Origin of the sequence: Planktotalea frisia, from assembly GCF_001890925.1 — a bacterium.
Classification (GTDB): Bacteria; Pseudomonadota; Alphaproteobacteria; order Rhodobacterales; family Rhodobacteraceae; genus Planktotalea; species Planktotalea frisia.
This window is the reverse complement of the sequence record NZ_MLCB01000158.1, coordinates 15,469-29,589: the sequence shown is the minus strand read 5'-3', so window position 1 is coordinate 29,589 and position 14,121 is coordinate 15,469. Positions and strand designations below refer to the sequence as shown.

Genomic DNA, 14,121 nt, shown 5'->3' with positions numbered 1-14,121 from the left:
TCAGACAATTTCCGCGTCATAACCCATGAAAAAATTCGGGTTTTGGGGTAGCAGCGGTATAAACAAAAATTAATTTACATTTGTATGCCTCTGGCCTGCCACTGCCCCAATATCTAGGTGGCAGGCCCGCAACAAATGCTCAAACGTGAACAATCCCCTATAACACCTTGAAATTGTATCGGGTTAGTGTCCCTGAGGCAGTTTCTTATTCTTGCCATTAAGTTTTCTTAAACCCGACAGGGTGTGCTGCGAAGAGTAGCGCACCTTAATGAGCGAACGGGAGTTAAACCTTGCAGGCAAGTCTGACACATATGTGTTGCGATCCGCTTTTGAGCATTGCTCAAAGCTGCGGTGCTGCGCGGTCCTCCTTCATTTCGGTTCATCGTTGCCCGATTGGGTCTCTTTATAGTCGGGCGTTTTCCAAAACGTCCCATTTCGCAGATTTCTGCGATCGATACGGAGTTTGAAGACCTAAATGCGCCGATTCCTATTGCCCTTTTACCTCGTTCTGTCGGGCTGCGTGCCTTCCACTCCGAGCGACATGCCCTCGCGAGCACAGACCCAATCTGTTGCTGGCAATCTTCCTGCAGTTAAAGTGTTCAGCGCGCCGCGTCCGACACCCTCGCTGCGCGCCAATTCGGATATCGCCCGCGATTTCCTTGAGTTGTCCTTCAATCTCGAGAGTGGACGCAGCTTACCCGTGCTCACACGCTTTGAAGGTCCGATTTCTGTACGTGTAACGGGCAAACCCTCTGCTGGTCTTGGCAGCGATCTAAGCCGTCTTTTACACCGCCTTCGCACTGAAGCGCGTATCGATATCAAGCAGAACCAAGCCGAAAACGCGAATATCACTATTGAAGCCGTGTCCCGCAAAGAGATCCGCGCGATGCTGCCACAAGCCGCTTGCTTTGTTGCGCCCAATGTTTCGAGCCTTGCTCAATATAAATTGGCGCGTCGCACATCACTTGTGAATTGGACCAGCTTGAGAGAGCGCAAACGTCTCGCGATCTTCTTGCCAAACGATTCCAGCCCGCAAGAAGTCCGCGATTGCTTGCATGAAGAACTCGCGCAAGCCCTTGGCCCTTTAAACGATCTCTACCGCCTACCCGACTCAGTCTTTAATGATGACAATGTGCATACTGTTTTGACCGGCTTTGATATGCTGATCTTGCGCGCCTATTATGACCGCTCGTTGCACAATGGTATGAGCAAACGCCAAGTCGCGGAGCGCATCGGCGGTATTCTTTCGCGCGTCAATCCACGTGGTGCGCAATATGCTCCGCGACGTTTGACGCGTACGCCACGCTCTTGGATCAATTCAATCCAACGCGCGCTTGGACCGGGTGCCGGCCAAAATGAACGTCTGCGCGCAGCCCATGAAGCGATGCAAATTGCCGTTGCCATGGGGTGGAACGATCACCGCCGTGCCTTTAGCCACTACGCCATGGGCCGCCTCAATATGTCGAGCGATCTGAAAAAAGCCCGTGAGCATTTCGCAATCGCAGCGCGAATTTATGGACAGGATCCCTCTACCCGCTTGCACGCAGCCTACGCTGCGTCACAGCTTGCGTCTTTCTACATTGCAGAGGGTGATGGTAACGCAGCTCTCAGACAAATCGGACCACATCTGGATACCGCAGGGCGTTATGAAAACGCCGCTCTAATGTCTACGCTCATGTTGCAGCGCGCCGAAGCGCTCGATCTGGCGGGTCGCACTTCAGAAGCACGCACCATCCGTATGGACAGTTTGGGTTGGGCGCGATACGGCTTTGGTCCAGACTGGGCTGTGCGGGCCAAATTGCGTGAAATCTCATCGCTTAGCCCGCTCAAAAGAGGACGCGGCTAGCAATGATCTACACAATCGCGGGGCTACTTGGCATCGCACTGGGCGCATGGCGCGCCAAAAAAGCGGGCGGTAATTGGGCGGACATGGCGCAATACGCGGCCGGATTCGGTATCGCCTTTCTTCTGATCGGCTTTATCATCACTCTAATCGTGCACCGTATGGCGGTGTAACGCGATGTTTCTCCCCTTCTTTGACAATCTGCGCAATGGCGGCATACCCGTCTCTTTGCGCGAGTATTTGTCGTTCTTAGAGGGGGTCAAACGCGGCCTTGCTACCTACGACATCGACGCGTTCTACTACCTTGCACGCACCTCAATGGTGAAAGACGAGCGTAACATCGACAAGTTCGATCGCGCGTTTGCAGCGACCTTTAAAGGGCTTGAGGCGATCAGCACCGAAGAAATGCTGGAAGCCGTCGAGATCCCTGAAGAATGGCTGCGCAAGATGGTCGAAAAGCACCTCAGCGAAGAAGAAAAGGCTGAAATCAACGCGCTTGGTGGGTTCGAGAAACTCATGGAAACGCTCAAAGAGCGCCTCAAAGATCAAGAAGGTCGCCATCAAGGCGGCAACAAGTGGATTGGCACCGGCGGTACCTCCCCTTTTGGCGCATACGGTTATAATCCCGAAGGCGTTCGGATCGGCCAAAGCGAGAGCCGACACAAGCGTGCTGTCAAAGTTTGGGACAAGCGCGAATTCAAGAATCTTGACGACAGTGTCGAGCTTGGCACGCGCAACATTAAGGTCGCGTTAAAACGCCTGCGCCGTTGGGCGCGCGATGGTGCAACCGAAGAACTCGATCTGAACGGCACCATCCGCGCAACCGCTGAGAACGGCTATCTGGACGTGAAAACACGTCCCGAGCGACGCAATGCTGTGAAGGTGTTGCTGTTCCTCGATGTTGGTGGCTCTATGGATCCGCATATCAAAGTCGTCGAGGAACTTTTTTCCGCCGCGCGCGCAGAGTTCAAGCACCTTGAGTACTTCTATTTCCACAATTGCCTGTACGAAGGTGTGTGGCGCGACAATCGTCGCCGTTGGGAGGCTCAAGTCCCAACGCATGAAATTTTGCGCACCTATGGTCCTGATTACAAATGTATTTTTGTCGGTGACGCCTCGATGAGCCCGTACGAGGTGGCCTATCCAGGCGGCGCGAACGAACACTGGAACGCCGAGAGCGGTCAAACCTGGCTCACCCGTGCGCGCGAGCAATGGAAAAGCAATCTTTGGATTAATCCCCTGCCAGAAAAGCACTGGGGCTACACCCATTCAATCAAGATGATCCAAGAGATTTTTGACGAACAGATGGTGCCGATGACGCTTTCGGGTCTTGAGCGCGGCATGAAAGAATTGACCCGCTAGGCATCAATCCTCGGACGCGCCTTGTTTCATATTCATTTTTACTTATACGATGTGGCGAGGAGGAGATCAAAATGCAGCCTGACGTCACAGCCTTTTTCGACGACCCAACGAACACCGTTTCTTACGTGGTCAAAGACCCGAGCGGTCACGCTTGCGCGATCATCGACAGTGTACTGGATTTCGATCATGCCTCTGGCACTACGGACACGAAAAGCGCTGATGCAATCATCGCGCATGTTAAAGAGCATAATCTTGAGGTCGCTTGGATCTTAGAGAGCCATGTGCACGCCGATCACCTTTCTGCCGCGCCCTATTTGCAAGAGCAACTCGGCGGCAAGATCGGCATTGGCCACAACATCACGATCATTCAAGACACGTTTGGGAAAGTGTTCAACGAGGGCACAGCCTTTCAACGCGATGGCAGCCAGTTTGATCAGCTCTTTAAAGAAGGTGATAGCCTTCACATTGGCCAACTTCGCGCTGATATTTTGCAAACACCCGGTCATACGCCTGCGTGCCTGACTTTTGTTATTGGCGATGCCGCTTTTGTGGGTGACTCGCTTTTCATGCCCGATTTCGGAACTGCGCGTTGTGATTTTCCCGGTGGCTCCGCACAGGATCTCTACAAATCAATCCAGAAAATTCTTGCGCTCCCTGATGAAACACGCATCTTCGTCGGTCACGACTACAAAGCGCCTGGACGCGAAGAATTTGCGTGGGAAACCACGGTTGGCGCTCAAAAAGCGGCTAATGTCCACATCGGTGGCGCGCGCAGCGAAGGCGAGTTCGTAGAGATGCGCGAAGCACGTGATGCAACGCTCGCGATGCCGCGCCTGATCATTCCTTCGCTACAAGTTAACATGCGCGCGGGAAAGATGCCTGAACCCAATGAGCAAGGTGATATATTTCTTAAAGTCCCCATCAATAAGCTATAAAGCACCCTCTGAAACTCTGGAGAACGACACCTCATGGAACAAGATTGGATCATGGGTCTTATCGGCGGTTTGCTGATTGGACTCGCAGGCGCGGTTTATTTGCTTGGAAACGGGCGAATTATGGGCGCGAGCGGGATTATTGGTGGCCTCATCGATGGCACAGCGCGCAGCGCATGGAAAGAACGCACAGCCTTTCTTGCAGCCTTGGTTCTTGTGCCGCTGCTAATGGTTCCTTTTGTCACGAACTCTGACACCCACCTGACGCAAAACCCTATCCTGCTGGTGATTGCCGGACTCTTGGTCGGGGTCGGAACGCGCATAGCAAATGGTTGTACATCAGGTCACGGCGTTTGCGGTATTTCGCGCCTTTCACCGCGCGGCATAGTCGCGACGATCATATATATCGGTGCGGGCGGGGTCACGGTTGCGCTTCTTCGTCATGCTTTAGGAGTGATTTGATGAGATATATCCTCGCATTGATCGCCGGCGGCCTGTTCGGTGCTGGCCTGTTGATTTCGGGCATGACGGACACCACAAAGGTGCAAGGTTGGCTGGATATCTTTGGCGATTGGGACCCGACCCTTGCTTTTGTAATGGGGGGCGCAATCATTCCAATGGCAATCGCTTGGCAACTTACGCACACGCGCAAGCCGCTCTTTGGAGGTAGTTTCCCAACGCCAGCCGACCCAAAGCTAGGGCGCAATTTGATTGTTGGTTCAATTATGTTCGGCATGGGCTGGGGGCTTGTTGGGCTTTGCCCTGGACCAACGATTGCCTCGATCGGTTTTGGCGGTTGGGCTAATCTGTCGTTTATTGCCGCCATGGTCGTCGGTATGGCGCTCGCCCCTCGTTTTGGACGCGCTCTGGACGCGCGGCTCGACGCTGGTTAAATAGAAGCATGCACATTAAAGCCATCACCCCGACCTACGCCGTTTCCGAACAAATCACCCCCAGCGATTTTCCCGCGATTCTAGAGGCGGGGTTTTCGACTGTTATATGCAACCGACCTGACGAAGAAGTTCCGCCCCAGCTGCAAGCGGCTGCAATGGCGCAGGCGGCGGAATTGGCGGGGATTGATTTCAAGGTATTCCCGCTGACGCATGTCACTATGACACCTGAAAATATCGCCAAGCAATTTGCCATGGTCCAAGCCGCCGATGGCCCCGTTCTTGCATATTGCGCTTCTGGAACCCGTTGCTCTGTCGTTTGGGCGCTAAATCAGGCGGGCAAGCAATCTGCGGATGATATTCTGGCGCAAACGGCTCAAGCTGGCTACGATCTTTCAGGTCTGCGACGCGCATTAGAATAACATCTTTTGTTCGCGTGTTAACGACTGCTTGCCGCAAGGAGCGCATCTAGATCATCACCAACCTCGCTTGCGCTCGTTTCTGCAGCCACTGGCTTTGGTGCTATTTCTTCCGGTGCGACCTCTTTGGGCTTGAAAGCCTCTATTTCTTCCGGTTTTTGGCCAAAATCGTCATCGCTCTCACCAAGGACCAACCGCACAGCGCGCATGCCATGTAACTGCCCAAGATTGACTGCGCGCGAGGTATGTCCCGCGTGATCCACAAGCTGAGCTTGCGCGGCAGCATTTTGCGGCAAGTGTACCAATTGGCCTGCTTTCAATGTGTTTAACTCCGACAGCGGCAGCGTCACTTTGCACATCACCGCATCCAGTTCCACTGTTGCCGCCAAAGCTGCACCGCGCATCGTTTTGCTGCTGACCTGTTCGGTATTTGAACGGCTCTTTTTCTTTGACTTGCTCGCGTCGGCAAGCGCGACCTGCTTTTCTTTTATCGGCAGAAAAAGCCGCATTGAACACGGCCGACCCAGTCCCGAAACATCACAGGAAATATCAAAACCGCGATATTCACTGGCCTCTAACAACAAAACCATCAAGTGACGGCTCTGAACTGCATCCTCTGCACGATACCCGCGCGTCCAATAGGCGGTTGGTGCACCGAACAAAGCTTCATCAAACAGGTTGAAAAACACTTCAAGAAACGCCGCCACCAACGCCTTGTCCGTGCGCGTGAGGCGTCGTGTCTCATCGATAGATTGGTTTACGCTGCCTTTTGTTTGACGCTCCATAAACGCGATGACGCATGAGGGATCAAAGCACATAACGCCAATCGATCCATCATCATTGACCAGCGGATAAATCGCCCAACCTTCGTCCAAACTTTCAACCACATCCTCAAGGTCAAGGCGGCTTTGACGGATCGCATTCACGCGCATTGGAAGCTCGAACGCCTTGTCCGCTGCGCGCGCGAGGCTAAGCCGCGCAGCTTTCGCAGGCGACACCGCTTGTTCCTGAGAACTCGCAGGCTCCGAGCGCAGCTTACGGCGCAGAATGCTTGGACTGGCTTCGATGATCGGTTCTCCGGCTGACAAAACCCTGCTTATTCAACGCAGGTACCGTAGGCTTAGAGAAAAATGCTTACTAAAAACTTACACATCTTGCTGAATTTTTTCTAATTCAGCGGGGAAACGCACACGAAATGCGCCGCCACCCTGCCCTGGCAAATAGGATATCTCACCATCCAAACGGTGCATTATCTCACGACAGATCGCCAAACCTAGGCCTGCACCGCCCGCTTGCGTTTCGCCCACGCGCGAGAATTTTTCGAAAATAACACTGCGCATATCTGCCGCAATTCCTGAGCCGTTATCGATAAAATCAACGGTAACGCGTCCGTTTTCCTCAAATGCCTTAATGAGAAGTGTTGGAATATCCGCCGTGCAATATTTGCGCGCGTTAGAGATTACATTGATAAACACCTGCGACAAACGATCCACATCAGTAGTGAGCACGATGTCCCTCCCCGAGCCTTTTTGCGTCACAACGAGGTCAGTGTCAGAGGTGATTCCAGCAGAAGACACAGCGCTTTCAATAACCTCAGAAAGGGATTTCTGAGAGAGGTTCAAAGACACACGTCCCGCTTCGAGCACCGCAAGGTCGAGCAAATCGTCCAGAAGACGGGTCAAACGAAGGGTCTCGGAGTGGATAATGCCAGCATACCGCGCCTTATCTGTGGCTGCCATATCATCACTGTCGCGCAAAATTTCAGAGAACGCGCGGATCGACGTCATGGGGGTGCGCAATTCATGGCTGATTTGGCTGATAAACCCGTCTTTTTGCACAGAAAGCTGTGTCAATTTTTCGTTCACATGACGTAGTTGTTCCGCGGTACGTGTGAGTTCGAACGATTGCGCTTCCAGCTTGCTGGAATACTCCATGATTTGGGCCGTTTCATCCGCAACCGCCAACAAGTCATCCACCGATACAGATGCGCCCCCGGCGATTTGCCCAATCATCGCATGCGCTGTTGCAGCACCGACTGAGCCTGAGAGCTTACGCTCTAAGACATCCAAAAACTCAGGGGACGGATCTGGTAAAATGCCTTGAACACCTTGCCGTCGTGCTTCCTTTTCAAACAACGCTTGCGCATCGCGCGCTCCTAGAATGCGTTGCGACATGATCATCAGATCTTCCGATTGCGCCGCGCCGCGCGACCAGCCACGACGCGGCTGTGCTTGCTGAAAGACATTCACAAACTGCGCGCCCTGCAAACGCTCCATCGGCGCAGGGAAAGTGCAGAGCGACACAAGAACAAACGCCGCGCTATTGAACAACATGCTCCAAAACAAACAGTGCAAAATCGGGTCCAACCCTTTGATCCCAAAAAGCGCTTGCGGCGCGAGCCACGCGAGGCCCCAAGGGCCATTGCTCAGCAACGTATCAGAAAGTACCAATCCATTTCCAAGGCTTGGTAAAAACAGCGCATAGGTCCAAATCGCAAACCCAATGCCAAGCCCGCAAAGCGCCCCTATGCGCGTCGCTCCACGCCAAAAAATACCACCAATCATAACGGGCAAGGCTTGAGCAACGCCAACGAACGACACAAGCCCCATCGCAGCAAGTGCAGAGCCGCCACCAGAGAGTTGGAAATAGAAATACGCCAGCATCACGATTGCACCGATAGATAGGCGCCGTGCGAGCAGGACCACGTAACGCACATCGCCCGACACGCTCACGCCGCCACCGGTGATCGACAGCCAGATCGGCATCACAATATGGTTCGACACCATCGTGGAGAGCGCAATGGTCGCAACAATCACCATCGACGTCGCAGAAGAGAAACCACCCAGAAAGGAGAGCATCGCTAATCCGTTTTGCCCTTGGCTCAGCGGCACCGTCAGAACGAACATGTCCGGGTTTGACCCCTTTGGAAGCAGATCAAGGCCAGTGACAGCGATTGGTAAGACAAAGAGACTCATCAGCATGAGATACGCAGGAAAGGCCCAAGATGCAGTGCGCAAATGACGTTCATCATCGCTCTCGACCACCATCACATGAAACATGCGTGGCAAGCAGATGAAGGCAGCAGCAGACAAAAACGTCAGACCCGCCCAACGTCCTCCACTCACTTCCCATGCACCGATCTCGGACGCGTCGATCTTCTCTAGCATCGGGGCAATGCCGCCCGAAATGCCCCAGACCACAAACACCCCGACAGCTAACAGCGCGACGAGCTTGACCACCGCCTCCACAGCAATCGCCATGACAACACCATCATGACGCTCATTCACGTCCAGTTTTCGGGTGCCGAACAAAATGGTGAAAAACGCAAGCCCGACAGCGATCCACAGGGCTGTGACCGTCTGATTAATCTCGCCTGTGCCACCTTGGGACGCGCGAGCAAAGACCGCATAAGACTGCGTCACTGATTGTAACTGAAGCGCGATATAGGGGGTCGTGCCAGCCACCGCGAGCAAGGTCAACCCAACAGCCAGTAGGTTGGATTTGCCAAACCGCGCCGAAATCAAATCAGCGATAGATGTAATGCGCTGGGTGCGTCCGATGCGTACCAGCTTTCGCAATGTCCACCACCATCCAAACATAACCAAAGACGGGCCCAGATAGATCGTCACGAACTCTAGCCCTGAGCGCACCGCAAATCCAACGGCACCGTAAAAGGTCCAAGCGGTGCAATAGATCGACAGGGACAACGTGTAGATCATCGGCGAGCGCAGCCATTTACCCCGCCCCGCCTGTGCTGCGCGTTCCGCCGCAAAGGCCACGATGAATAAGACCATCACATAGCCCAGCGAGACAAAAATTAGCAGATTCACCGCTCTGCACCTTGTGATTGCTCTGTTTCGTCACCGGACACATCTTCGCTTGGCGACATTCGCCAGGCAAGAAATCCGCCAACGCCAATTAACGCGATCCAGATTGCGAAAACATAAAGTGTCGCTTGCGACGTGCTGATTGCGCCGTCTTCACCGACATCAGGCCAGATCAAAGGCACGAGCCACAAAAGCAAACCGACAATGGGCAAAATCCGCGCAGCATCAATAATGCGGCGTTGGCGATAGCCGCGACGTTCGAGAAAGAGACGACCGCTGGAGTTTGGCGCGTCAAAGACGGGATCGTGTTCGCTCAAGACCCGCTCAACTCATGAAGGGTTTCGATGATCTCTGCATTGGAGAACGGCTTGGTCATAAAGCGCGTGGCCCCCAACCGCTCTGCGCGCTCGCGATCTTTGGTTTGCCCGCGTGCTGTCAGCATCAACACGGGCACATCGCGGCACACCCCTTCGCTGCGTATATCCTCTAGAATGTCAAAACCACTGCGCCCCGGCAACATTACATCCAGCACGAGCACATCAGGTTGCTTCGCACGGATCACATCGGCGGCGTCATGGCCGTTAGAGTGTGTCGATACGCTCCAACCATCGCGCGAAAGCAAAAAGCTTACCGCTTCGATGATATTTGGCTCATCTTCGACAAGAAGAACATGTTTGCTCACGCGACCCTCCCAGTTCTACGCTTTGCGGTGTTAACACTTTAGACAGGCGGTCGCGTTTTGCAATGCTACACACCACTCGCCAAGATTGACGGCTCGCGCCGCCCTGCGCAGTCATCTCGCGGGCAAATCCTGCAACTGATACCGATGGGGCGTGGTGGCTCAATGCTTTGTGCCGCGCCACTTGCTGACAGTGGGATCATAAGCATATGAGATTCCAACAGAGGAACCGCCCCGAATTGCGGTATGCTTACAGGCGCGGCAAAGGCCAGCGTTTCAAAAGGAGCGCCATCGCGACCGCTAAGTTGGCTGCGTTCGCGCAAAGCAATCAACGGGCGTGACAGCGCTTGATAAAGCGACCAAAGCGGGCAAGCAGCACCAAAGCGCGGCAAAGCAAAACGCGGCAAAGGTTTGCGCATCGTGAGCGTGCCGGAACTGTCGCATACAGCCAATCCCAACCCCGCTTCTGCGATGTCATAAGGGCTATCTTGCATTAGGGGTTGCAGGATCGGCCCGGGAACACTGGAAAGGCGGCGCATGACAAGCCCGATATCAACCTCGCGTTTCGCAGCGATCGATGCAGGTTCAAGCCCCATGATTGACACATCATCAAGCATAGCATCAAAACCAAAGGCCTGTGCATCCGACCAATACCGCGCCAACAATCGCTGCACTTGGGCACGCGCCGAAGCAGAGACCAGCAAATCGCCCGCACTTGCGATCATACTCTCAATGCCATCCTGCGCTTGCTTGTCCGAACCACCGTTTTCAAGCAAAGCAAAGTGATAACCGTGGCGCTGAAAGAACGCTTCAATCTCGTCTTGCGGCGTTGTCACCTGTTGATGATCTGACGTTTCGTTATTGAGATAAGCCACCAACGCTTGCGAACCTTCGGTTAAACGCGTGGCGTCTTCGTTAATGTTGCGGTGGAAGCGATCCTGCCATTCAGGTTCCAACTTATCTGTTTCCACCAAAATCGACGAAGTCGAGCGAATAGCCGTCACAGCACCAAGCATATCATGCAGGGCTTCGGCCAACTGCGGATCATGTGTCATGCGATCTGTCAGCGAAACAACGGTTTGCTCTAACGAGCTTTGCCGTTGCGCGAGGGCTTCGATCAAACCGGCCCACCCCGGAAAGCGCCCTGCAAATTCTTCGACCTGCGCCAATTCACAATCCGCACTGGGATTTAGGGCTGCGACTTCACGCAAAGCCCCTAGCAAGGCGGCCTCGGCCCCTTCGCTCAGGCTCATTGGCTCAACTTCGAGCGCGGCGGCGATGTCGAGCAACAACTTCCCGCCGATTCTGCGGCGGTTATGCTCGATCAGGTTGAGATAGGACGCAGATATCCCCGCCTTTCGCGCAAGGTCTGCCTGCTTCTGCCCGTTGATCAGTCGACGCTCGCGAATACGGCTTCCTGTTAATGTCTCTCGTCTCATTATTTTCTTTCACAGTTTCAACGCGTTTCTGCGACGCAGAATAATTTCTTTACAAAGTATACCGTAGTATTGTGCATTCGTTTACAAAATAATTGTTTTGTTAAAAGCATTTGTTGCGAAATTTTCTTACTGCCCCCCTTATAAGGCAGCACTTTTGTGCATCGCGGATCGGTTTGTTGAGGAGCACGCCCCCGCATCTGTAAAAAATGGGAGGATTTTCATGTCCACAAGTAACTTCACACGACGCGGTCTACTAAAGACGAGCGCGATTGCTGGTGCGGGTTTGGCATTGCCAACATACCTGTCCGCAGCAGGTCACTCCGGCTTTACCAACGCCCCTGAAGGCGACACGGTAACGCTTGGTTTCAACGTTCCACAGTCTGGTCCATACGCGGACGAGGGTGCTGACGAGCTGCGCGCATTCGAGCTTGCTGTTGAGCACCTCAATGGCGGCGGCGACGGCGGCATGATGAACACATTCAGCTCCAAGGCGCTGAAGGGTACAGGCATTCTCGGCAAGAAAGTCGAGTACGTCACAGGCGACACGCAGACAAAGTCTGACGCGGCTCGTGCATCTGCGAAGTCGATGATCGAAAAAGACGGCGCAGTGATGATTTCCGGTGGCTCCTCCTCCGGTGTTGCGGTTGCTGTTCAAGCACTTTGCCAAGAAGCTGGCGTCATCTTTATGGCTGGCCTCACGCACTCCAACGACACGACAGGTAAAGACAAGAAGGCAAACGGTTTCCGTCACTTCTTTAACTCCTACATGTCTGGTGCGGCACTCGCTCCTGTTCTGAAGAACGCATATGGTACAGATCGCAAGACCTATCACCTGACAGCGGACTACAACTGGGGCTACACAACTGAGGAAGCGGTTCGCTCTTCCACAGAAGCGATGGGCTGGGAAACTGTTGCAGCGGTTAAGACACCACTGACACAGACTGACTTCTCTTCCTACATTGCGCCTGTTCTTCAGTCCGGTGCCGATACTCTGGTTCTGAACCACTACGGCGGAAACATGGTTAACTCTTTGACCAACGCTGTTCAGTTCGGCCTGCGTGACAAGCAAGTCAACGGCAAAGACTTCCAGATCATCGTTCCACTTTACTCTCGCCTGATGGCGAAGGGTGCTGGCGCGAACGTTAAGGGTATCTTTGGTTCTGCAAACTGGCACTGGTCCTTGACAGACGAAGGCTCCAAAGCATTCGTTAAGTCGTTTGGTACAAAGTATGGCTTCCCACCCTCACAGGCGGCGCACACATGCTACGTGCAGACAATGCTCTATGCAGACGCTGTTGAGCGTGCGGGTTCCTTCGCACCTTGCGCAGTTGTTGAAGCGCTTGAAGGCTTTGAGTTCGACGGTATGGGCAATGGTCCAACACTTTACCGTGCCGAAGATCACCAGTGCTTCAAAGACGTTCTCGTCATGAAGGGTAAAGAGAACCCAACATCCGAGTTCGACCTTCTTGAGATCGTTGAAGTCACACCTGCGGCGCAGGTCACGTATGATCCCAACCACCCACAAGTTGCGGGCGGTAACCTGGGCACATGTAACAACGGCGCATAAGCGACGTTGTTGTAGGGTGCGTGTTATCGCGCACCCTACTCTACCCCTTCTAAACTAATATACATTCGTTCTAATACTGCGCTGCTTTGCTAGAACGCTTCCCGTATGCCGATCCTAAAAGGTGGGACCATGGACGCAATACTCCTTCAAATTCTCAACGGCCTCGACAAAGGTTCAGCATATGCGCTGATTGCCCTTGGTTTGACGCTGATTTTTGGCACGCTGGGTGTCGTCAACTTTGCACACGGTGCTTTGTTCATGATCGGTGCGTTCTGCGCCGTCACCGTGAGCCGCATTCTGACCGTGAGCCGAACAATTATCGACGACACGCAAAAGGACTTCCTTGGCAACCCGCTTAAAGTTGAAGTTCCCTACGTCCATGACTGGTTCGGTCAAGCCACAGGTGATGTGATCATCGATTGGGCTGTCCCGCTATCCATCTTCTTTGCAATCCCTGTGATGATCTGCGTAGGCGTGATCATGGAGCGTGGGTTGATCAAACACTTCTACCACCGTCCACATGCGGACCAGATCCTTGTGACTTTCGGCCTTGCGATCGTTTTGCAGGAAATCATCAAGTTTTACTATGGTGCGAACCCAATCCCAACGCCTGCGCCTTCGGCGTTCACCGGATCTTTCGACTTCGGTGCGATGTTTGGCTTTGAGCCCAATACGATCATCTATCCTTACTGGCGCTTGGTCTACTTCGCCTTTGCAGCTGTAATCATCGGTGCTGTTTTTGCCTTCTTACAGTTCACCACCTTCGGTATGGTAGTGCGCGCTGGTATGGCGGATCGCGAAACTGTTGGCCTGCTTGGCATCAACATCGACAAACGCTTCACGATCATGTTCGGCCTCGCAGCGGCGGTCGCAGGACTTGCGGGTGTGATGTACACGCCGATCAACTCTCCGAATTATCACATGGGTATGGACTTTTTGGTGCTCAGCTTCGTTGTGGTGGTTGTTGGCGGCATGGGCTCACTTCCTGGTGCGGTACTTGCGGGCTTCCTCTTAGGTATCCTCGAGAGCTTTGCATCCATGCGCCAGGTGATCGAGATCATTCCAGGCATTAACCAAGTGATCATCTACCTTGTCGCAATTATCATTTTGCTAACACGTCCACGTGGCCTGATGGGTCGCAAAGGCGTGATGGAGGAATAAGC

The 14,121-nt window shown here is 53.6% G+C and carries 14 protein-coding genes; 9 read left to right on the top strand and 5 right to left on the bottom strand.

The window, feature by feature from the left end; all coding sequences use genetic code 11:
- Positions 1-475: 475 nt before the first annotated feature.
- From PFRI_RS13635 to PFRI_RS13610, 7 genes are all read left to right on the top strand, one after another.
- Complete coding sequence (locus tag PFRI_RS13635; RefSeq protein WP_072631260.1) at positions 476-1,846, top strand: DUF2927 domain-containing protein; 1,371 nt, start codon at positions 476-478, stop codon at positions 1,844-1,846.
- Positions 1,847-1,848: 2 nt separating this feature from the next.
- Positions 1,849-2,016, top strand: a complete 168-nt coding sequence (locus PFRI_RS21390; protein ID WP_170124868.1) for a hypothetical protein — start codon at positions 1,849-1,851, stop codon at positions 2,014-2,016.
- A gap of 4 nt (positions 2,017-2,020) precedes the next feature.
- Positions 2,021-3,205, top strand: a complete 1,185-nt coding sequence (locus tag PFRI_RS13630; protein ID WP_072631259.1) for a vWA domain-containing protein — start codon at positions 2,021-2,023, stop codon at positions 3,203-3,205.
- A 71-nt stretch (positions 3,206-3,276) separates the two neighbouring features.
- A complete protein-coding gene (locus PFRI_RS13625; RefSeq protein ID WP_072631258.1) occupies positions 3,277-4,140 on the top strand; it encodes an MBL fold metallo-hydrolase in 864 nt (287 codons plus the stop codon).
- Positions 4,141-4,173: 33 nt separating this feature from the next.
- Entirely contained in the window at positions 4,174-4,599 is a 426-nt protein-coding gene (locus tag PFRI_RS13620) for a YeeE/YedE family protein (protein ID WP_072631257.1), read from the top strand.
- On the top strand, positions 4,599-5,030 hold the full coding sequence (locus PFRI_RS13615) for a DUF6691 family protein (RefSeq protein ID WP_072631256.1): 432 nt from the start codon (positions 4,599-4,601) through the stop codon (positions 5,028-5,030). Before PFRI_RS13620 ends, PFRI_RS13615 begins: the two co-directional genes overlap by 1 nt.
- A gap of 8 nt (positions 5,031-5,038) precedes the next feature.
- Positions 5,039-5,449 carry a protein tyrosine phosphatase family protein gene (locus PFRI_RS13610; RefSeq protein ID WP_072631255.1) on the top strand — a complete coding sequence of 137 codons (411 nt, stop codon included), beginning with the start codon at positions 5,039-5,041 and terminating at the stop codon, positions 5,447-5,449.
- A gap of 17 nt (positions 5,450-5,466) precedes the next feature.
- Here the strand turns inward: PFRI_RS13610 and PFRI_RS13605 are convergent, their stop codons facing one another.
- The 5 genes from PFRI_RS13605 to PFRI_RS13585 form a co-directional block, all read right to left on the bottom strand.
- A complete protein-coding gene (locus tag PFRI_RS13605) occupies positions 5,467-6,534 on the bottom strand; it encodes a hypothetical protein (protein WP_072631254.1) in 1,068 nt (355 codons plus the stop codon).
- 57 nt (positions 6,535-6,591) lie between these two features.
- Positions 6,592-9,240, bottom strand: coding sequence for a sensor histidine kinase (locus PFRI_RS13600; RefSeq protein ID WP_072631261.1), 2,649 nt, complete (start codon positions 9,238-9,240; stop codon positions 6,592-6,594).
- A gap of 32 nt (positions 9,241-9,272) precedes the next feature.
- Entirely contained in the window at positions 9,273-9,590 is a 318-nt protein-coding gene (locus PFRI_RS13595; protein ID WP_072631253.1) for a hypothetical protein, read from the bottom strand.
- On the bottom strand, positions 9,587-9,955 hold the full coding sequence (locus tag PFRI_RS13590; protein ID WP_072631252.1) for a response regulator transcription factor: 369 nt from the start codon (positions 9,953-9,955) through the stop codon (positions 9,587-9,589). The genes PFRI_RS13595 and PFRI_RS13590 overlap by 4 nt, the downstream gene beginning before the upstream one ends.
- A gap of 65 nt (positions 9,956-10,020) precedes the next feature.
- Positions 10,021-11,391 carry a short-chain fatty acyl-CoA regulator family protein gene (locus tag PFRI_RS13585; RefSeq protein WP_072631251.1) on the bottom strand — a complete coding sequence of 457 codons (1,371 nt, stop codon included), beginning with the start codon at positions 11,389-11,391 and terminating at the stop codon, positions 10,021-10,023.
- Between the two features lie 220 nt (positions 11,392-11,611).
- On the opposite strand from PFRI_RS13585, the gene PFRI_RS13580 reads away from it, so the two are divergent.
- Together PFRI_RS13580 and PFRI_RS13575 are read left to right on the top strand one after the other, a co-directional pair.
- Entirely contained in the window at positions 11,612-12,958 is a 1,347-nt protein-coding gene (locus PFRI_RS13580) for a substrate-binding protein (protein ID WP_072631250.1), read from the top strand.
- A gap of 129 nt (positions 12,959-13,087) precedes the next feature.
- A complete protein-coding gene (locus tag PFRI_RS13575) occupies positions 13,088-14,119 on the top strand; it encodes a branched-chain amino acid ABC transporter permease (protein ID WP_072631249.1) in 1,032 nt (343 codons plus the stop codon).
- Positions 14,120-14,121 lie beyond the last annotated feature (2 nt).